18 protein-coding genes, 1 tRNA gene and 1 pseudogene are annotated in these 18,193 nt (G+C 59.8%); 7 read left to right on the forward strand and 13 right to left on the reverse strand.

Annotation, left to right across the window (positions count from 1 at the left end; all coding sequences use genetic code 11):
- The first annotated feature begins 163 nt into the window (after positions 1-163).
- From lysS to AYR66_RS20960, 3 genes are all read left to right on the forward strand, one after another.
- Complete coding sequence (gene lysS, locus AYR66_RS20950) at positions 164-1,690, forward strand: lysine--tRNA ligase (protein ID WP_088709114.1); 1,527 nt, start codon at positions 164-166, stop codon at positions 1,688-1,690.
- 216 nt (positions 1,691-1,906) lie between these two features.
- Positions 1,907-2,593 carry an outer membrane lipoprotein gene (locus tag AYR66_RS20955; protein WP_088709115.1) on the forward strand — a complete coding sequence of 229 codons (687 nt, stop codon included), beginning with the start codon at positions 1,907-1,909 and terminating at the stop codon, positions 2,591-2,593.
- A gap of 216 nt (positions 2,594-2,809) precedes the next feature.
- Positions 2,810-4,234: a PAS domain-containing sensor histidine kinase gene (locus tag AYR66_RS20960; RefSeq protein WP_170942226.1), complete on the forward strand. Its 1,425-nt coding sequence runs from the start codon at positions 2,810-2,812 to the stop codon at positions 4,232-4,234.
- A gap of 4 nt (positions 4,235-4,238) precedes the next feature.
- Here AYR66_RS20960 and iscX read toward each other — a convergent pair whose 3' ends face one another.
- From iscX to AYR66_RS21010, 10 genes and pseudogenes are all read right to left on the reverse strand, one after another.
- Entirely contained in the window at positions 4,239-4,433 is a 195-nt protein-coding gene (iscX, locus tag AYR66_RS20965; protein WP_088709117.1) for a Fe-S cluster assembly protein IscX, read from the reverse strand.
- Positions 4,434-4,445: 12 nt separating this feature from the next.
- The gene (fdx, locus tag AYR66_RS20970) at positions 4,446-4,784 is read right to left on the reverse strand and encodes an ISC system 2Fe-2S type ferredoxin (RefSeq protein ID WP_088709118.1); all 339 of its coding nucleotides are present in this window, start codon (positions 4,782-4,784) and stop codon (positions 4,446-4,448) included.
- A gap of 42 nt (positions 4,785-4,826) precedes the next feature.
- A complete protein-coding gene (gene hscA, locus AYR66_RS20975; protein WP_088709119.1) occupies positions 4,827-6,692 on the reverse strand; it encodes a Fe-S protein assembly chaperone HscA in 1,866 nt (621 codons plus the stop codon).
- A 72-nt stretch (positions 6,693-6,764) separates the two neighbouring features.
- The gene (gene hscB / locus AYR66_RS20980; protein ID WP_088709971.1) at positions 6,765-7,280 is read right to left on the reverse strand and encodes a Fe-S protein assembly co-chaperone HscB; all 516 of its coding nucleotides are present in this window, start codon (positions 7,278-7,280) and stop codon (positions 6,765-6,767) included.
- An 87-nt stretch (positions 7,281-7,367) separates the two neighbouring features.
- Positions 7,368-7,691: an iron-sulfur cluster assembly protein IscA gene (gene iscA / locus AYR66_RS20985; RefSeq protein WP_088709120.1), complete on the reverse strand. Its 324-nt coding sequence runs from the start codon at positions 7,689-7,691 to the stop codon at positions 7,368-7,370.
- Positions 7,692-7,741: 50 nt separating this feature from the next.
- Positions 7,742-8,143 (reverse strand): Fe-S cluster assembly scaffold IscU, encoded by a 402-nt coding sequence (gene iscU / locus AYR66_RS20990; RefSeq protein WP_088709121.1) that lies wholly within the window; start codon positions 8,141-8,143, stop codon positions 7,742-7,744.
- Between the two features lie 28 nt (positions 8,144-8,171).
- A complete protein-coding gene (locus AYR66_RS20995) occupies positions 8,172-9,425 on the reverse strand; it encodes an IscS subfamily cysteine desulfurase (RefSeq protein ID WP_088709122.1) in 1,254 nt (417 codons plus the stop codon).
- 17 nt (positions 9,426-9,442) lie between these two features.
- Positions 9,443-9,916 carry a Fe-S cluster assembly transcriptional regulator IscR gene (iscR, locus tag AYR66_RS21000; RefSeq protein ID WP_088709123.1) on the reverse strand — a complete coding sequence of 158 codons (474 nt, stop codon included), beginning with the start codon at positions 9,914-9,916 and terminating at the stop codon, positions 9,443-9,445.
- 265 nt (positions 9,917-10,181) lie between these two features.
- The gene (locus AYR66_RS21005) at positions 10,182-11,138 is read right to left on the reverse strand and encodes a hypothetical protein (protein ID WP_088709124.1); all 957 of its coding nucleotides are present in this window, start codon (positions 11,136-11,138) and stop codon (positions 10,182-10,184) included.
- A 269-nt stretch (positions 11,139-11,407) separates the two neighbouring features.
- Positions 11,408-11,860, reverse strand: a pseudogene (locus tag AYR66_RS21010) (low molecular weight protein-tyrosine-phosphatase); the annotation flags it as partial.
- Between AYR66_RS21010 and AYR66_RS29015 the strand changes: the two are divergent.
- Positions 11,859-12,032 carry a hypothetical protein gene (locus AYR66_RS29015; protein WP_170942227.1) on the forward strand — a complete coding sequence of 58 codons (174 nt, stop codon included), beginning with the start codon at positions 11,859-11,861 and terminating at the stop codon, positions 12,030-12,032. The pseudogene AYR66_RS21010 and the gene AYR66_RS29015 sit on opposite strands and share 2 nt — an antisense overlap.
- A 16-nt stretch (positions 12,033-12,048) precedes the next feature.
- On the opposite strand, the gene AYR66_RS21015 is transcribed toward AYR66_RS29015, so the two are convergent.
- Together AYR66_RS21015 and uvrB are read right to left on the reverse strand one after the other, a co-directional pair.
- Positions 12,049-12,828: a uracil-DNA glycosylase family protein gene (locus tag AYR66_RS21015; protein ID WP_088709126.1), complete on the reverse strand. Its 780-nt coding sequence runs from the start codon at positions 12,826-12,828 to the stop codon at positions 12,049-12,051.
- A 69-nt stretch (positions 12,829-12,897) separates the two neighbouring features.
- Positions 12,898-14,991 carry an excinuclease ABC subunit UvrB gene (uvrB, locus tag AYR66_RS21020; protein WP_088709972.1) on the reverse strand — a complete coding sequence of 698 codons (2,094 nt, stop codon included), beginning with the start codon at positions 14,989-14,991 and terminating at the stop codon, positions 12,898-12,900.
- Between the two features lie 118 nt (positions 14,992-15,109).
- Here uvrB and AYR66_RS21025 point away from each other — a divergent pair, with 118 nt between their 5' ends.
- From AYR66_RS21025 to AYR66_RS21035, 3 genes are all read left to right on the forward strand, one after another.
- The gene (locus AYR66_RS21025; protein WP_088709127.1) at positions 15,110-16,324 is read left to right on the forward strand and encodes an amino acid aminotransferase; all 1,215 of its coding nucleotides are present in this window, start codon (positions 15,110-15,112) and stop codon (positions 16,322-16,324) included.
- A gap of 97 nt (positions 16,325-16,421) precedes the next feature.
- Positions 16,422-16,497: transfer RNA gene (locus tag AYR66_RS21030), tRNA-Asn, on the forward strand.
- 191 nt (positions 16,498-16,688) lie between these two features.
- Entirely contained in the window at positions 16,689-17,468 is a 780-nt protein-coding gene (locus AYR66_RS21035; RefSeq protein WP_088709128.1) for a peptidase U32 family protein, read from the forward strand.
- A 3-nt stretch (positions 17,469-17,471) separates the two neighbouring features.
- Here AYR66_RS21035 and AYR66_RS21040 read toward each other — a convergent pair whose 3' ends face one another.
- A complete protein-coding gene (locus AYR66_RS21040) occupies positions 17,472-17,921 on the reverse strand; it encodes a DUF2721 domain-containing protein (RefSeq protein WP_088709129.1) in 450 nt (149 codons plus the stop codon).
- Positions 17,922-18,193: the final 272 nt, after the last annotated feature.

Below are 18,193 nucleotides of genomic sequence, written 5' to 3' on the forward strand. Positions count from 1 at the left end.
GATCCGGTCCTACGTGCTCGACCAGTCGCGCATCAAGGACCTGCGCACCAACCACGAAGTCGGCAACACCAAGGCCGTGCTTGACGGCGACCTCGACGATTTCATCGCTGCCTCGCTCAAGCAAGGCGTGTAACCGCATTCCAACATCGACCGCAGAATGTCCATGACCAACCAACACGAACAAAACGCGCCGGCGCAAGACGAAAATTCCATCATTGCCGAGCGCCGCGGCAAGCTGGCCGCGCTGCGCGAGCAAGGCTCCGCCTTCCCTAACGATTTCCGCCCGGAGCACAAGGCTGCCGACCTGCATGCGCAATACGGCGAGCTGGAGAACGACACGCTGGAAGCCGAACCCATCAAGGTCTCGGTCGCCGGCCGCATGATGCTCAAGCGCGTGATGGGCAAGGCTTCCTTCGCCACGCTGCAGGATTCCTCCGGCCAGAAGGCGAACGGCCGCATCCAGCTCTACATCACCAACGACAACGCCGGTGAAGAAACGCACGCGCGCTTCAAGCATTACGACCTGGGCGACATCCTCGGCGCCGAAGGCCTGCTGTTCAAGACCAAGACCGGCGAGCTGTCGATCAAGGTGACCGGCCTGCGCCTGCTGACCAAGTCGCTGCGCCCGCTGCCCGACAAGTTCCACGGCCTGCACGACCAGGAAACCAAGTACCGCCAGCGCTACGTCGACCTCATCATGAGCGAAGACACGCGCCGCGTGTTCAAGGAACGCACCGCCGCGATGTCGTCGATGCGCCGCTTCATGGCCGAGCACGGTTTCATGGAAGTCGAGACGCCGATGCTGCATCCGATTCCCGGCGGCGCCGCAGCCAAGCCTTTCATTACCCACCACAATGCGCTGGACATGGAAATGTTCCTGCGCATCGCGCCTGAGCTGTACCTGAAGCGCCTCGTGGTCGGCGGTTTTGATCGCGTGTTCGAAATCAACCGCAACTTCCGCAATGAAGGCGTATCGCCGCGCCACAATCCTGAATTCACGATGATGGAGTTCTACGCGGCCTACGTCGACTACAAGTGGCTGATGGATTTCACCGAGGCAGTCATCCGCCAAGCCGCCGTCGACGCGCATGGCACCGCCTGCCTGACCTACCAGGGCCGCGAGCTGGACCTGTCCAAGCCGTTCGAACGCCTGACCATCGTCGGCGCAATCAACAAGTACGCGCCGGGCTACACCGACGAGCAGCTGCATGACGCTGCCTTCCTGCGCACCGAACTGAAGAAGTTCGGCGTCGAACCGCTGGCGAATGCCGGCATCGGCGCGCTGCAGCTCGCACTGTTCGAGGAAACGGCCGAATCGCAGCTGTGGAATCCGACCTACATCATCGATTACCCGATCGAAGTGTCGCCGCTGGCGCGCGCATCCGACTCGGTGCCCGGCATTACCGAGCGATTCGAGCTGTTCATCACCGGGCGTGAAATCGCCAACGGCTTCTCGGAACTCAACGATCCCGAAGACCAGGCCGCCCGCTTCCACGCACAGGTAGCAGCCAAGGATGCCGGCGACGAGGAAGCCATGTTCTTCGACGCCGACTACATCCGTGCGCTGGAATACGGTCTCCCGCCCACCGGCGGTTGCGGCATCGGCATCGACCGCCTGATGATGCTGATCACCGATTCGCCCAACATCCGCGATGTCATCCTGTTCCCGCACCTGCGCCGGGAAGACTGAAACAGAGCTGTATGCGGGAAAAAACGGGACCTTCCAAGGTCCCGTTCTTCTTTTCTGAAGCGCTCTTCCCTGCCCTGGAAATCCGCTCCCTTGGCATTCCACAAACGCCGTTACAAAGCCTTACAGCTGACACATTAATCGCCTTTTCTTGCGGCACCTTCCCTCCGATAATCGACTCAAACGTCGTACGGACATCGTCCGCCCAAGGAGGTAAAAATGGAAAACACTTCGTCCAACCGAATTCACCCGCTGGTCGCTGGCGCAGCGATCTCTGTCATGCTGGTCAGCCTTACCGGCGTCGCCGCGATCACCGGTCTCATCCCGACCTCGCACAGCTCGTCCACGCCGTCCGCCGCCGCGCCTGTCGCCGCAACTGTCGGCGCCGCCACTGCTGCCACCTCACCTGCGGCATTGGTGGAAAGCAAGCCGGAGCCCAAGGCCGTCGTCGCTGAAGAACAGGAACCGGCCCCCGTGAAGCGTGCCCCGCGCGCTGCGCATGCCAGCCAGCCGCGTTCGCACCGGGTAGTCAGCGAGCCTGCTCCCCAAGTCGCCCAGGCGCCGGCAGTCTGCCATAGCTGCGGCCGCGTCGAATCCGTCCAGGCCATCCAGCAAGCAGCCCAGCCGAGTGGCGTAGGCATGGTGGCGGGTGCGGTGCTCGGCGGCGTGCTGGGCAACCAGGTTGGCGGCGGGAGCGGCCGCAAGATTGCTACCGTAGCTGGCGCCGTGGGCGGCGGTTATGCGGGCAATGAAATCGAAAAGCATACCCGCGCAACGACCTCCTACCAGGTGCGAGTGCGCATGGAAGACGGCGAAGTCCGCAGCTTCCCCTACAACCACCAGCCGTCCTGGAGCGTCGGCGACCGCGTACGTGTGGTGGACGGCCAGCTCACTTCCCGCGGCTAACCTATTCCCCCTCCCTCCCTGGCGGCCTTCGGCCGCCTTTTTTTCTTTACAGACGCATTCCGGCAGAGCCATATGACAGCCACGCGACAATCCTCTTGCGCTCACCGCTAGGTCAACGCATACTTGCCATTTTTGCATCATTGGAGGCAAGTGCTTGTGGCTCACGATGACGACGAATTGATGCTGAGAAAAATAGATTTTGACCCGCTGGTTCAAGTGCCTGTACACCCTCTGGCCGCGGAGCAAGCCATTGCCCATTACGCCGATCTGTACGACAGTGCACCTGTCGGATACTTCCGGCTGGATCGCAACGGCACCATCATCGAGGCCAACCTGACCGGCGCCGGCCTGCTCGGCGTCACGCGCGCCTCGCTTCACCGCAAGCGCCTCGAGGAGTTCATCTCGATCGACATGCACGCGTCGTTCAACGCCTTCCTGAAAGAAGTGTTCCACAGCGACTCAAAGGAAACCTGCGAACTACGCTTCCTCGACTCCGACAGGAAAGCATTCTTTGCCCACCTCGAAGCCAATGCAGACAAGGAAAGGGAGACTTGCCGCCTTGTCCTGTGTGACATCAGCGACCGCAAGCAGGCAGAACTGAGCCTGATCGAAAGCGAAGAGCGATTCCGGTTGATGGCGGACTCGGCGCCGGTCCTGATCTGGATTACCGGTCCGCAGCGCGACTACCTCTGGTTCAACAGGATGTGGCTCGATTTCACCGGACGTCCGCTCGAGGATGAACTAGGAGACGGCTGGACCGACGGCATCCATCCGGACGACATACCGGCCTGCATCAATGCGCATGCAGCCGCCTTCCGTTCTCGTCATCCATTCACGCTGGAATACCGCCTGCGCAATCGGAACGGGCAATATCACACCATGCTGGCGCACGGTGTTCCCCGCCTCTCCCCGCTCGGGCGCTTCCTCGGCTATATCGGCACCTGCACCGACATCACCGAACGCAAGAAAATGGAAGACGCACTCCAGCATTCGCGGGAGATGCTGCGCCATCTTGTGTCACATCAGGAAAGGGTGCGCGAGGATGAACGCAAGCGGATCGCGCGCGAACTGCACGACGACCTCGGCCAGAACCTGCTCGCATTGCGCATCGATGTGGCGATGCTCCATGACCGCACGCGGACGCACTCTCGACTGAACGACCGCGTGCGCCTCGCGTTAAGTCACATCGACGCGACGATGAAGGCGGTCCGTGCAGCGATCAACAACCTGCGCCCGACCGTGCTCGACCTCGGGCTGAACGCGGCGATTGAATGGCAGGTACAGGATTTCCAGCGGAGGAGCGGGATCCAATGCGAACTGCACATGGAAGACGACATCATCCTCGACGACAATCGGGCCACGGCACTGTTTCGCATCCTGCAGGAGTCACTGAACAACGTCATCCGGCATGCTAAAGCAAGCCATGTGGAAATTTCGCTCGCTACGGTCAACGGCAAGCTCTACCTGCAAGTCGCTGATAACGGAATCGGCATTTATCCGGATTGCAGGCGCAAGGCAAATTCCTTCGGTCTGATCGGCATCGAGGAAAGGATCATTGCGCTGGGCGGTGACCTCGATATCGAAAGCGATCCGCGCGACGGCACCACGCTGACCGTATCGATCCCGCTTGACGCGGCTTGAAGGCTTACTTCGCCTCTTCGATCCAGGCCGCCTGGATTGCTTCAAGGACCTTTTCGCCGCCGCGCTTGTGGTCGTCGTCGAAATCTTCCAGCTCGACCACCCAGTTGTGCAGATCCGTGAAGCGGATCGCCGCGGGATCAACATCAGGGTACTTGTCGTGCAGCTCTTCCGCAATCCGGGTAACGTCAGTCCATTTCATGATGCCCCCCCATCAGTGGTTTTCGCTGACCTGGTTGATCGTGTACTTCGGGATTTCGATCACGAGGTCTTCGCTTTCGACAATCGCCTGGCAGGAAAGGCGGGACGTTGCTTCCAGGCCCCAGGCACGATCGAGCAGGTCTTCTTCCTTCTCCTCCGGGTCGCCAAGCGAGTTGTAGCCTTCGCGGACCACCACGTGGCAGGTCGTGCAAGCGCACGATTTTTCGCAAGCGTGTTCGATCTCGATGTCGTTCTCGAGCAGCACATCACAGATTGACTTGCCGGCCGGCGCTTCGATTACGGCGCCTTCCGGACAGAGGGTGGCATGGGGCAGAACGACGATTTGGGGCACTTGAATTACCTCGAAAATGTATTTTTGATGTTGTCCGCGGTGTCAGGCCACCTGGTCGAGCTTCTTGCCGGCGAGTGCCGAACGCACGCTACGATCCATGCGCCGCGCCGCGAATTCCTCGGTCCCTTTTGCCAGCGCCTCGACCGCAGCCTTGATGGCATCATGGTCCGCTCCGCCTGCCGTTTGGCGCAGCCCGTCCATTTGGCCGGCGACAACGGCGCGCTCCTCGTCCGACAGCAGGTCGCCGTCAGCATCGAGCGCAGACTGCGTGGCGAGGAGGATGCGTTCGGCTTCCACCTGTTCTTCGCGCAGTGCGCGCAGCTTCATGTCGATTTCTGCGGACTGGTAGGAGTCCTGCAGCATCTTCGCGATTTCATCGTCGCCGAGGCCATACGAGGGCTTGACCGAAATCGATGCCTCGATGCCGGAACGCTGTTCGCGGGCAGATACGGACAGCAGGCCGTCGGCGTCCACCTGGTACGTCACGCGGATGCGCGCCGCGCCCGCCGCCATCGGCGGAATGCCGCGCAGTTCGAAGCGCGCTAGAGAGCGGCAATCGCTGACAAGCTCGCGCTCGCCCTGCACCACGTGGATGGCCATCGCAGTCTGGCCGTCCTTGAATGTCGTGAACTCCTGCGCACGCGCACAGGGAATGGTCGAGTTGCGGGGAATGACTTTTTCGACGAGTCCACCCATCGTCTCGATGCCGAGCGACAGCGGAATGACGTCCAGCAGCAGCCAGTCGTCGCCTGCTGCACGGTTGCCCGCGAGCAGGTTCGCCTGGATTGCGGCGCCGAGCGCAACGACCTTGTCCGGGTCGATGTTGGCCAGCGGCGTGGTTTCAAAGAAGTCGCCGACTGCCTTGCGGATGTGCGGCATGCGCGTAGCGCCGCCGACGAGCACGACGCCGTCGACGTCGTCCACCGTCAAGCCTGCATCGCGCAACGCCTTCCTGGTCGGCGTGATGGTCTTGTTGACGAGGTGCTGCGTGATCTGCGCAAAGGTTTCCGCCGTGATGCTGAGGTGCACCTCTTCGCCGGAATTGAGGACGGCGTCGATATGCGTTTCCGCCTGCGTCGACAGCAGCTCCTTGGTTTCTCGCGACTTCACCATGAGGATGCGCATGTCCTTTTCGGACAAGGGCGCAAGGTTGGACTGTTCGATCATCCAGCACATCAGGCGATGGTCGAAGTCGTCGCCGCCCAGTGCGGAATCGCCGCCCGTGGCCAGCACTTCGAACACGCCCTTGGTCAGCCTGAGGATGGAAATGTCGAACGTGCCGCCGCCGAGGTCATAGACGGCATAGACGCCTTCCGATCCATGGTCAAGGCCATAGGCGATCGCCGCCGCAGTCGGTTCGTTCAGGAGGCGCAGCACGTTCAGGCCGGCCAGCTTGGCTGCATCCTTGGTTGCCTGGCGCTGCGCGTCGTCGAAATATGCCGGAACGGTGATTACCGCGCCGACCAATTCATCGCCCAGCGCATCCTCCGCGCGCTGGCGCAGCGTCGCCAGGACTTCCGCGGAAACCTCTACCGGGCTCTTGACGCCGGCAACCGTCTTCAGCTGCACCATGCCGGGCGCATCGACGAAGTCGTACGGCAGGTTCTCGGCATAGGCGATGTCCTTGAGGCCGCGCCCCATGAAGCGCTTGACCGAAACAATCGTGTTCTTCGGATCGGTGGTCTGCGCAGCCTGTGCCTTGTAGCCGATATTCGCCGTGCCATTCGGCAGGTAGCGCACGATCGAAGGAAGCAGCGACCGACCCTCCTCGTCTGTCAGGACTTCGGGAATGCTGCTGCGGACCGTCGCAACGAGCGAGTTGGTCGTCCCCAGGTCGATGCCCACGGCCAGCCGGTGCTGGTGCGGCGCGGTAGACATGCCGGGTTCGGAAATTTGGAGTAGCGCCATATGTTGTCTTCAGTCAGTCAGCGCACCAGACGGCAACGGCTGGGCGCGGTACCCTTTTCGGTATTCTTCTGTTCAGCCTTCCAGCTTCTCGAAAACAGCGTGGACTTCTGCGCCGAATTTTTCGAGGAACATCAGCTGCCGCACGCCCTTGGCCGCGGCTTCGTAATCCCCTGCATCCAGCAGCGTTCCGATCTGTTCGAGTTCCGCCTTGCGCACCTTGCGCAGGTCGGCTTCGAGATTTTCCAGTGCAACGATATCCCGTGCGGCCTTCGCGTCTTCCAGCGCCTCGCGCCACTCCATCTGCTGCATCAGAAACTCGCGCGCCATCGTCGTGTTGGACTCGATCTGCAGATCGATGCCGTTCAGCTCGCACAAGTAGGCAGCGCGCTTGAAGGGGTTCTTGAGCGTCTGGTAGGCCTCGTTCGCGCGCGTCGCCCACTGCATCGCGACACGCTTTTCAGTATCGGTCGCGTTGATGAACTTGTCCGGGTGCACGCGGTTCTGCACTTCGCGATACGCACTGTCCAGCGCCTCCGTTTCAACAGCGAAGCGTTGCGGCAAGTGGAACAGGTCGAAGTGGTTTTGCATGGTCATCTAAAACAAAAGCCTGTCCGTACTTCAACAGGCTTGGTTTGTGCTCGTTTTCCTGCGCTGCCAATGATGCGCAAGGCCCGGTCAGATACGGAAACTTTCGCCGCAACCGCAGGCATCCTTCACATTGGGGTTGTTGAACCTGAAGCCTTCGTTCAAGCCTTCCCGTGCGAAATCCAGCTCGGTCCCGTCGATATACGGCAGGCTCTTCGGGTCGACGAATACCTTGACGCCGTGCGACTCGAACACTGCATCGTCAGGCGCACTTTCATCCACATACTCCAGCTTGTAGGCCATGCCCGAGCATCCGGTGGTGCGCACGCCAAAACGCAGGCCGATCCCCTTGCCCCGCCGTTCGATGTACCGGTTGACATGCTTTGCTGCTTTTTCAGTCAGTGTGATTGCCATGACGCTTACGCTTTTTGTTCAATACCGCCCGGCACCGCCGGGCACACAAATCAGGCTGCTTCTTTCGAATCGGCCGAGTGCTTGGCCTTGTAGTCCTGCACGGCAGCCTTGATCGCATCTTCAGCGAGGATCGAGCAGTGGATCTTCACCGGCGGCAGCGCGAGCTCTTCCGCGATCTGCGTGTTCTTGATCGACATCGCCTGGTCGAGCGTCTTGCCCTTGACCCATTCGGTCACCAGCGAGGACGAGGCGATCGCCGAGCCACAGCCGTAGGTCTTGAACTTTGCGTCTTCGATCACGCCGTCGGCGCCGACCTTGATCTGCAGCTTCATCACGTCGCCGCATGCCGGTGCGCCGACCATGCCGGTGCCCACTGATTCGTCACCCTTTTCGAACGAGCCGACGTTGCGCGGGTTTTCGTAGTGGTCGAGAACTTTTTCGGAATAAGACATGTTGATGCTCCTTAAACTTGTGCGGCGCTCAGTGCGCAGCCCACTGGATGGAATTGAGGTCGACGCCGTCCTTGTACATTTCCCACAGCGGCGAAAGTTCGCGCAGCTTGGAAACCTTGGACTTGATCAGATTGATCGTGAAGTCGATGTCTTCCTCGGTGGTGAAACGGCCAATGGTGAAGCGGATCGAACTGTGTGCCAGTTCGTCGCTGCGGCCGAGTGCACGCAATACATAAGATGGTTCCAGGCTGGCCGAAGTACAAGCCGAACCGGACGACACGGCGATGTCCTTGATCGCCATGATCAGCGATTCGCCCTCGACATAGTTGAAACTCACGTTCAGGTTGTGCGGCACGCGGTGTTCCATGTCGCCGTTGACGTAGACTTCCTCGATTTCGGTCAGGCCTTTAGCCAGGCGGTCGCGCAGCGCCTTGATACGTGCGATCTCGCTATCCATTTCTTCCTTGGCGATGCGGAAGGCCTCGCCCATGCCCACGATCTGGTGCGTCGGCAACGTACCCGAACGCAGTCCGCGCTCGTGACCGCCGCCATGCATCTGAGGTTCAATGCGGACGCGCGGCTTGCGGCGGACGTAGAGCGCGCCGATGCCCTTCGGGCCGTAAGTCTTGTGTGCAGTAAAGGTCATCAGGTCGACCTTCCATTTTTCGAGGTCGATATGCACTTTACCCGTCGCCTGCGCGGCATCGCAATGGAAAATGATGCCCTTGGAGCGGCACAGCTCGCCGATTTCCGGAATCGGCTGGATCACGCCGATTTCATTGTTGACCAGCATGACGGACACGAGGATTGTATCCGGGCGGATCGCTTCTTCGATCTGCTGCACAGTGATCAGACCGTTGTCCTGCGGCTGCAGGTAGGTCGCCTCGAAGCCCTGGCGTTCCAGTTCGCGCACGGTGTCGAGCACGGCCTTGTGCTCGGTCTTGACCGTGATGATGTGCTTGCCCTTGGTCTTGTAGAAGTGCGCGGCGCCCTTCAGCGCGAGGTTGTTGCCTTCGGTCGCGCCGGATGTCCACACGATTTCGCGCGGATCGGCATTGACGAGCGCGGCGACGTGCGCGCGCGCTTCCTCGACGGCCTTCTCTGCCGTCCATCCGTACATGTGGCTGCGAGACGCCGGATTGCCGAACTGCTCGCGCAGGTAGGGAATCATTTTGTCGGCGACGCGCGGATCGATCGGCGTGGTTGCCGAGTAATCCATGTAGATCGGGAAATGCGGTGCCTTGATCGTATCTACGAGGCTTTTTTCCAGGGGGGCGTTCATGCTCTCACTTGCTCCAATCATGCTGCTACGTGGGGACGGGGAACCACCACCACATTGTGTTCTGCGTTCTTCTGGCGCTGCTGGTCCACGAGGTCCTTCAGCGACACGGAATCGAGGTACTCGACCATCTTGGCGTTGAGCGTCGACCACAGGTCATGCGTCATGCAACGGGAACCGTGCTCGTGGCCCTGGCTGTGGCAGTTTTCCTTGCCGCCGCACTGGGTGGCGTCGAGCGGCTCATCAACCGCGATGATGATGTCGGCAACCGTCACGTCTTCGGCACGGCGGGCGAGCGTATACCCCCCCCCAGGTCCGCGCACCGATTCCACGATCTCGTGGCGACGCAGCTTGCCAAAAAGCTGCTCAAGGTAGGACAGGGAAATTTCCTGCCGCTGGCTGATCGCGGACAATGTGACGGGCCCCTTGTCCTGGCGCATAGCGAGGTCGATCATCGCTGTCACTGCAAAACGGCCCTTGGTGGTCAGACGCATAGACTTCAACTCCAATAGGAAACTTTATTCAAGTTCACTCGAATATCCCCGATTCCCGAAGATTTTGCTCAAGTATATCAAAGTTGAGTGATTTTGTCAGGTATTGGGAACTGCGGTCATGCCGCAGAAAATCAGAAGGGATCGGCAATGGCGGAAACGGCCGCGTTACTTCTTCAGTAGGCGCAAAGGAACTGCTTGTTGCGGTGCAACTCGTTATTATTTCATATTTCGCACCGCGACGCCTGAGAGGCGCGGAGGCAGGCGGCTACTGCATTTTCAGCCGTATGAACATCATGTAGGCAGTGGGTCCCGATCCATACGATGGTGCCATGCCGCTAGGAACGAAATAGCGCGTGGCGAAGACACCGGCATCCATACCCAGGGCAGGAGCAAGGCGAACGTCGCGGGAGTAACCGACCGTCAGCTTGTTCATCATGAAGAGTTGACGTTGCAGGGATTCGTTTTCCCTTCCGATATCATCGCTGCCGACCTGCTCCACCCTGCCGAAAACAGAATGGACTCCGTCAAACCGGAATGCTGATTCCACGAGATAACCCATGGTGGACTCCCTGAACTTCCTGGAATTGCGTCCCCACGCGACGGTTGCCTCCCAGTCGCCTTCCGCGAAGGCTCGGCGATAAGTCGCCGATATTGCCGTACGGCGGACTTCTTCACCCGCGACGAGATGGTCCAGGCCGCTTACGCTGCCGCGGCTGACGCGGACAATCCAGTTCTCCACCGGCGAAAACGACAGACGTGCGGAACGCGAATCGATCTTCCTTGTTTCCCGCTGCAGGTAGTCGCGTCCGTCATCCTGGCTCGAAAAAATGGTCCCTTCCAAAGTCAGGTCGCGCCAGGCGTGGCCCACCGCGAATGTTCGGGCCAGCCCCGGCTCCCGTGCAAGCCAGCGGTCCGCCGAGAGCATTGCATGCGTGTCGATGCCGGTTTGCCCCTGGATGAAGGAAGCGGACGCCGCCGATGTCTGCAACGGCACAAGTCCGGCGGCTGCGTGGATCTTGCCGGCCGATGGCAACCGGTAAGCGGGCAAGCTGTAGGTTTCGATGCGCCGGCTGGAATCTGGCTGGTCCGCAGTGGCATCGATATTCAACGCGAGGACAGGATCGGCACCCGCTGCCGCCTCTTCCCCTGATGACGTTTGGGCAACCGCCGTGCCTGCCACCAGCCACACGACCGCCGCTATTGTCGACTTCATCGCGTCCATGACACCGTCCGATTTGCGCTATATCCCTCGCCATGCAGATGCAATCGTCATACCATGCGGCGCTCATGCAGCAGGGAAGCAATCCGCCCTTCCCGCCAGCGCACTTTTTCCCAATATGCGCTGGTAATTTTTACATCGCGGCCAAAAGCTCAGGAACGCGAACCTGCCGCCCGGGCCGGGAACGCCCATGTGTTCGAATGAACGTTCAGCTTCGTCCCCACCTGGCGACCAGGTTCGCCGTCCACACTGCCATCGCCCAGGAGCACGCCAAGAAGCCCCTGGCAGGCATCCTCGATCGCATCGAGCACATGATCGAAATCCCGAGCACTCCTGTAATAGGGATCATGGACGATGGTCGCCCGGCGATTTAACGCATACGGCATCAGCAGCCCGGTCTTGTGTTTCAAGTCTTCCGGACACCAGGAATGGAGGACGGCGAGATTGTTGAAATCCATCGCCAGGATGAGGTCGAACCGTTCGAAGTCGCCAGGAACGACCTGCCTGGCGCGCAATCCGGACAGGTCGTAACCACGCCGGAGCGCGGCAGCCTGCGCACGCGGATCCGGGGGCTCCCCGGTGTGATAGTCGTGCGTACCCGCCGAATCAACGATGATCTGTTCGGACAAACCCAACTCTTCCACGTACTTGCGCATCACGCCCTCCGCCGTGGGCGAACGGCAGATATTGCCCATGCAGACGAATAGGATTTGCGTGGATTTCATGGAAGACCCTTTGGAACAACAACCGGCGCGCCCGGCAGACAATATCCGGATGGTTACAGCAACCATCTTGGCAAGCCATGAGCTTGCACAATATTTTGTTAAAAATATGATAACAAAAAGCACTGCCGGATTGCGCGCGCGTTCAAACAAACTTACGCCTGTTACACAATAGAATCAGAAGTAAGCCGCTATAAACGCCTCATGAGCAAATTCATCGGCCCAAAAAGCGACTGCATGGTCGTATTTGCGATGAAAGTCAGGTTGTAGGGATGTTCGGAAACCGCGCGCGGGAAACGGGTCACAACTTCCAATGCCTTCAACTGCTCGGCAATTTTCCCCCACAGGACGAGCGTCGGCATCTCGCCGTCGCGCGCAGCCAGTGCTTCGAGCACCACCTTGAGGAATGGCATCCAGGCTCGTGCATCCTTGACCGGTGCGACGTGCGGGCGATACACGAGGGAGGCGTTGAGCAGCAGGAAACCCTCCTTCGTCAGGTTGGCCTGCAGCTCGGTCAAGGTTTGGATGAACGGCGATCCGATAGCGCGCGCTTTAAGCGATACGTGCGCAAGCGCATCGCCGGACGTGTCTTCCTGCGACAATTTGCCGGACGCGACCAGCAGCATTTTCATGAAATTGCGCAGGGACGTTGCCCGGTTGACCTGCTTGGACAAGCCCTTTTCGGACCACAAGGATTCCACCGCACCGTCCATAAAACATACGCCCGTAGCACTTTGCTCGCGCGGGTACGGCCCCTCGCCCACCAGCACATAGCGCACCTTGTCGAGCGGTTGCATGAAGGCGGCGAACAGGCGGCCCTGCGTCGGGAGAAAGGCGTCCTGCGCCAGCGAGGAAAGGTAAGCGGGATCGGCCGCATGCACGGCCTCGACTCCGAGCATCAAGACTGGCTGCCAGGAGGAATGGGCGAGCGAGAGTGCGTCAAGGATAACTGGCGGAAAGGCGTGGGACATGGCGACTCGGAAGCGGGAAAAGACGGATTGTACCGCCGCATGCCCGCCCCGGACACGGAGATCGCCGGCCTACTTGCCGGTCAGGGACACGACGTTATCCATGCCTGGTGCGCCGAACAGCTGCTGCTTAAGCACGTGCAGCTGATCGCGCACCTGCGCGGCCTTTTCGAATTCCAGGTTCTTGGCGTGCTCCACCATGAGCTTTTCGAGGCGCTTGATTTCCTTGCTGACCTGTTTTTCGCTCATGGATTCGTACTTTGCCTGCTCCTGCGCGACAAGCAATTCTGCCCTCGCCTCCTGCGGACTGTAGACACCGTCGATCAGGTCGCGAATTTCCTTCTTCACCCCCGCCGGCGTGATGTTGTTTGCCTTGTTGAACGCGATCTGCTTTGCACGGCGGCGCTCGGTTTCGTCGATTGCCCGCTTCATGGAATCGGTGACGCGGTCCGCATAGAGGATTGCCGTACCATTCAGGTTGCGCGCGGCGCGGCCTATCGTCTGGATGAGGCTGCGCTCGGACCGGAGGAAACCCTCCTTGTCCGCATCGAGGATCGCCACCAGCGACACTTCGGGGATATCCAGCCCCTCGCGCAACAGGTTGATCCCGACCAGCACATCGAACGTCCCGAGACGCAAGTCGCGGATGATTTCGACACGCTCCACGGTATCGATATCGCTGTGCAGGTAACGCACCTTGACGCCGTTATCGCCGAGGAATTCCGTCAACTGTTCTGCCATGCGCTTGGTAAGAGTCGTCACAAGCACACGCTCATTCTTCTTTACCCGCTCTGTGATCTCCGACATCAGGTCGTCGACCTGGGAGCTGGCCGGCTTGACCTGGATGATCGGATCGACGAGGCCGGTCGGACGCACCACCTGCTCCACCACCTGGCCCGCATGCTTGCCTTCGTACTCCGCAGGCGTGGCCGACACAAACACCGTCTGCCGCATCTTGCTTTCGAATTCCTCGAACTTCAGCGGCCGGTTGTCCAGCGCCGACGGAAGGCGGAAGCCGTAATCGACCAGGTTGACCTTGCGCGCGCGGTCGCCGTTGTACATGCCATTGAGCTGGCCCAGCAGCACATGCGACTCGTCGAGGAACATCACCGCATCCTGCGGCAGGTAATCGACCAGCGTTGGCGGCGGCTCTCCCGGCTTCGCGCCGGAGAGATGGCGCGAATAGTTTTCGATGCCCTTGGTGAAGCCGAGCTCCTGCATCATTTCGAGGTCGAATCGGGTACGCTGCTCGAGGCGCTGTTCTTCGATCAGCTTGTTCTCCTTGCGGAAGAACTCGAGGCGCTCGCGCAACTCCTCCTTGATGGTCTCGATCGCCCTGAGCACCGTCGCGCGCGGCGTGACGTAATGCGAGCCCGGATAGATCGTGAAGCGCGGAATCTTCTGCCGCACGCGTCCAGTCAGCGGATCGAACAGCTGCAGGCTCTCGATTTCGTCATCGAAGGTCTCGATGCGCAGCGCCAGTTCCGCATGTTCCGCCGGGAAGACGTCGATGGTGTCGCCGCGCACGCGGAAGGTACCGCGGCCGAAATCGACCTCGTTGCGCGTGTACTGCATCTGGATGAGACGCGCGATGACGTCGCGCTGACTCACCTTGTCCTTCGCGCGCAGCGTCAGGATCATCTGGTGGTATTCGTTCGGATTACCGATACCGTAAATTGCAGAAACGGTGGCAACGATGACGACGTCGCGACGCTCCATCAGCGACTTGGTGCATGACAGGCGCATCTGCTCGATGTGCTCGTTGATGGACGAGTCCTTTTCGATGAACAGGTCGCGCTGCGGGACGTAGGCTTCCGGCTGGTAGTAGTCGTAGTAGCTGACGAAGTACTCGACAGCGTTTTGCGGGAAGAACTCGCGGAACTCGCTGTACAGCTGTGCGGCCAGGGTCTTGTTCGGCGCGAACACGATCGCCGGACGGCCAAGGCGCGCGATGACGTTCGCCATCGTGTAAGTCTTGCCGGAACCGGTCACCCCGAGCAGGGTCTGAAACGACAACCCGTCATCGATGCCCTCCACCAGTTTGGCGATGGCATCGGGCTGGTCGCCGGCCGGCGGGAACGGCTGGTAAAGCCGGTACGGTGAGTCGGGAAAAGTGACGATTCTCGATTCGTCGATGGTGCTGGATACCTGGGATAAATCTGCCATCTGCATTCGACCTTTGGTAGAATAGAAAGTTGCACATCCGTTCCAGCGTCCTGCCCGGAACTGACTACAACCCGTCTGCAAAAGCCTGCTTTTACAGTCAACTTTTCATGTTATCACGATGAGCCAATCCCATCCCGCCTCCCTGCTGACCGCCATCGAAATGGCGCCGCGCGACCCAATCCTCGGAATTACCGAAGCCTTCAACGCCGACAAGAACCCGAACAAGGTCAACCTCGGCGTGGGCGTTTATTACGATGACAACGGCAAGGTGCCGCTGCTCGAATGCGTGCGCAAGGCTGAATCGCAGCTGATGGAAAAGGCAACCCCGCGCACCTACCTGCCGATCGAAGGTCTGGCAGCGTACGACAAGGCGGTGCAGGAGCTGGTATTCGGCGCAGACAGCGCCGTCGTGCAGGAAAAGCGTGCGATTACCGTTCAGGCACTCGGCGGCACCGGCGCGCTCAAGCTGGGCGCGGACTTCCTGAAGCGCTTCTCCCCGAACGCGCAGGTCTGGATCAGCGATCCGAGCTGGGAAAACCACCGCGCGCTGTTCGAATCAGCAGGTTTCACCGTCAATAACTACCCGTACTACGATGCGTCCACCCGCGACGTGAATTTCGACGGCATGCTGAAGGCGCTGGGCGAGATGCCGGCCGGTTCCGTCGTCGTGCTGCATGCTTGCTGCCACAACCCGACCGGCGCCGACCTGACCGAAGCGCAATGGACCGACGTCATCAAGGTTGTCACCGAGCGCGGCCTGGTGCCCTTCCTTGACATGGCCTACCAAGGCTTTGGCGACGGCATTGCGGAAGATGGCAAGGTCGTCCGCCGCTTCGCCGACGCCGGCGGTGCGCTGTTTGTTTCCAACTCTTTCTCGAAGTCGTTCTCCCTGTACGGTGAACGTGTTGGCGCCCTGAGCATCGTGGCTGCCAGCGCGGAGGAAGCATCCCGCGTGCTGTCGCAACTGAAGCGCGTCGTCCGCACCAACTACTCCAACCCGCCGATCCATGGCGGCCAGGTTGTCGCCACCGTCCTGTCTACGCCTGAACTGCGCAATATGTGGGAAGAAGAGCTGGCTGGCATGCGCGTGCGCATCCGTGAAATGCGCCAGGCATTGGTCCAGAAGCTGAAGGACAAGGCTCCCGGCCAGGACTTCGACTTCGTGATCAAGCAGCGCGGCATGTTCTCTTACTCCGGCCTGACCAAGGCCCAGGTCGAGCGTCTGCGCTCTGAGTTTTCCATCTATGCTGTGGATACCGGCCGCATCTGCGTTGCTGCTCTCAACTCGCGCAATATCGATGCCGTGGTGGAAGCCATCGGCAAGGTGCTGTAAGAAAGTCCGCGGGCGGACCAAATTCGGTCCGCCATATTTCCGTCCGAAAAGTTTTGACACGGACAGAAAAATCTGACTATAATAGCGGCTCTTCTGTTCCCTGATAGCTCAGTCGGTAGAGCGACGGACTGTTAATCCGCAGGTCCCTGGTTCGAGTCCAGGTCGGGGAGCCAAAAAATTCCAAGGGGCTTACGTGAAAACGTAAGCCCCTTTTGTTTTGCCCGCGATAATCCCTTCGGCGAAATATCGACATGCACTTCCGGCAACACGCTTGCGAAAAATCAAGCTTCCTATTTGAAACGCTGCTAGATTGAAATCGGTTGCATGTCAGAAATAAGAGGATTTTGTCCTTAGATGGAGGCTGATGATGTCATCTGCGTTGCTCCATTCCACCATCGCTCCTGCCGCGCCGCAGTCGGCACGGTTGCAACTTGGATGCCTTGCTGCCAGTCCGGCGACAGTACGCGCAGCAGTCGACGCTGGCGCCGATTGGGTAAGAATTGCTTTCAGGTCCCAGCCTCCACTCATGCATGCAGCACGGAACAACCGCCTTTCCGGCGCCGTACGTTATGCGCACAAGCGTGGTCGAAAGCTTGTTCTCGATATGGCCGTACAAACCGACCTCTCCTGGCAGGAACGCAGCCATGCCATCAGCTGGGCCGTCGAACAGGGATTCGACGCCCTTGCCATAGCAGACCTTTCGCTCGCGCTCTACTGCGCAACACACTATCCATCCATCCCTCTGCATATCATCGCGCCTGCCGATATTTGCCCCAGGACTGCTCACCTGCTGAAACTGCAGGTGAACGCTGCACGAATACTTGTTCCACACTACATTTCACTCGCACAGCTGGCCGCGATTTGCGCCAATGTAAATGCCGAAATCGAAGTATCCGCGGCCGGCCCTGTGCCTGGACAGATGAGTCTTACTTGCAATGACCCCTGCTACCTTGCCGAGCAAGGGACGCGTGATGCCCTGCTCCGGCTACCACTGCTGGCCTCGATCGGCGTTCACGCCATCCAGGTCGAACCTCGCAGCGATATGCCTGATGACGTAGCGAATATGGCATACACCTGGAAAACGGCAATCGACCGCTGCCATGCGGCCGGCCCCAATTGGCAAGGCGGATTCAACATGATGTGAATCTTATTTCACGCCCGGCGGCAGGTTGCGTTTTGACAGCGATTGGGTTGCAACGAAGATTTCGCGCAGGAGAAAGACGAAGCTTCCGATAAGGGAAAACATGGCGAGCACGAAGCAAAACGCGATGAATTTTGCCAGCTCGAGGTCGAGGGCATCGCCAATGAAGAGTGCAGCAATGACGATACACACGAGCAAGCCGCAGGATGTGCTCAGCGTAATAGCCCAGTTGATCAGGTGGGAGCGCCGATACAAGGCAAGAAGCTCGCCCTGGGCCTCCGGGAACCCTGCTCCACCGGCAGCGCTCAATCTGTCCTCCAGCACGCGCGACCGGTCGATGATGCGCGCGAGCCGGTTAGTCAGCACTGCAAGCTTTGTCCCCACGCCGGTAAGGAGGAACACCGGGGCGATGGAAAGCTGGATGATATGGCTGATGTCTCCGAGTTGGATATTCATGACTTGTTGTGCTTGTATGGGATGAGGTCCGGCAGGACGCCGTAGTGTAGCAGCAAGAGAAGTGAAACTTGCAACGTGCCTCTCGCTCGCCAGGCGGGTGTGGATACGTGCCTTCCCATAGGGGCGATTGAGCGAGCGCAAACAACCCATTCCGCTCCGGAACCGGTGATCAATCCGCTTACCTTATCGCAATCGACTGGTTGTTATTTCTCAATCCAGCTTCACTTTGGTCTGTTAATTTGAGCTGACTACGGTCTTAGGCTGATATACGA

The organism is Noviherbaspirillum denitrificans (genome assembly GCF_002211445.1).
GTDB classification, from domain to species: Bacteria; Pseudomonadota; Gammaproteobacteria; order Burkholderiales; family Burkholderiaceae_D; genus Noviherbaspirillum; species Noviherbaspirillum denitrificans.

Excerpts from the sequence above, each read along its gene's own strand:
- AYR66_RS21015 (WP_088709126.1), bottom strand. The coding sequence starts at position 12,828 with ATGTCCCACGCCTTTCCGCCAGTTATCCTTGACGCACTCTCGCTCGCC.
- iscU (WP_088709121.1), bottom strand. The coding sequence starts at position 8,143 with ATGTCTTATTCCGAAAAAGTTCTCGACCACTACGAAAACCCGCGCAAC.
- AYR66_RS20995 (WP_088709122.1), bottom strand. The coding sequence starts at position 9,425 with ATGAACGCCCCCCTGGAAAAAAGCCTCGTAGATACGATCAAGGCACCG.
- uvrB (WP_088709972.1), bottom strand. The coding sequence starts at position 14,991 with ATGGCAGATTTATCCCAGGTATCCAGCACCATCGACGAATCGAGAATC.
- AYR66_RS21025 (WP_088709127.1), top strand. The coding sequence starts at position 15,110 with ATGAGCCAATCCCATCCCGCCTCCCTGCTGACCGCCATCGAAATGGCG.
- iscR (WP_088709123.1), bottom strand. The coding sequence starts at position 9,916 with ATGCGTCTGACCACCAAGGGCCGTTTTGCAGTGACAGCGATGATCGAC.
- AYR66_RS29015 (WP_170942227.1), top strand. The coding sequence starts at position 11,859 with ATGGAAGACCCTTTGGAACAACAACCGGCGCGCCCGGCAGACAATATC.
- iscA (WP_088709120.1), bottom strand. The coding sequence starts at position 7,691 with ATGGCAATCACACTGACTGAAAAAGCAGCAAAGCATGTCAACCGGTAC.
- iscX (WP_088709117.1), bottom strand. The coding sequence starts at position 4,433 with ATGAAATGGACTGACGTTACCCGGATTGCGGAAGAGCTGCACGACAAG.
- AYR66_RS21005 (WP_088709124.1), bottom strand. The coding sequence starts at position 11,138 with ATGGACGCGATGAAGTCGACAATAGCGGCGGTCGTGTGGCTGGTGGCA.
- AYR66_RS21040 (WP_088709129.1), bottom strand. The coding sequence starts at position 17,921 with ATGAATATCCAACTCGGAGACATCAGCCATATCATCCAGCTTTCCATC.
- hscA (WP_088709119.1), bottom strand. The coding sequence starts at position 6,692 with ATGGCGCTACTCCAAATTTCCGAACCCGGCATGTCTACCGCGCCGCAC.
- lysS (WP_088709114.1), top strand. The coding sequence starts at position 164 with ATGACCAACCAACACGAACAAAACGCGCCGGCGCAAGACGAAAATTCC.
- hscB (WP_088709971.1), bottom strand. The coding sequence starts at position 7,280 with ATGCAAAACCACTTCGACCTGTTCCACTTGCCGCAACGCTTCGCTGTT.
- AYR66_RS21035 (WP_088709128.1), top strand. The coding sequence starts at position 16,689 with ATGATGTCATCTGCGTTGCTCCATTCCACCATCGCTCCTGCCGCGCCG.
- AYR66_RS20955 (WP_088709115.1), top strand. The coding sequence starts at position 1,907 with ATGGAAAACACTTCGTCCAACCGAATTCACCCGCTGGTCGCTGGCGCA.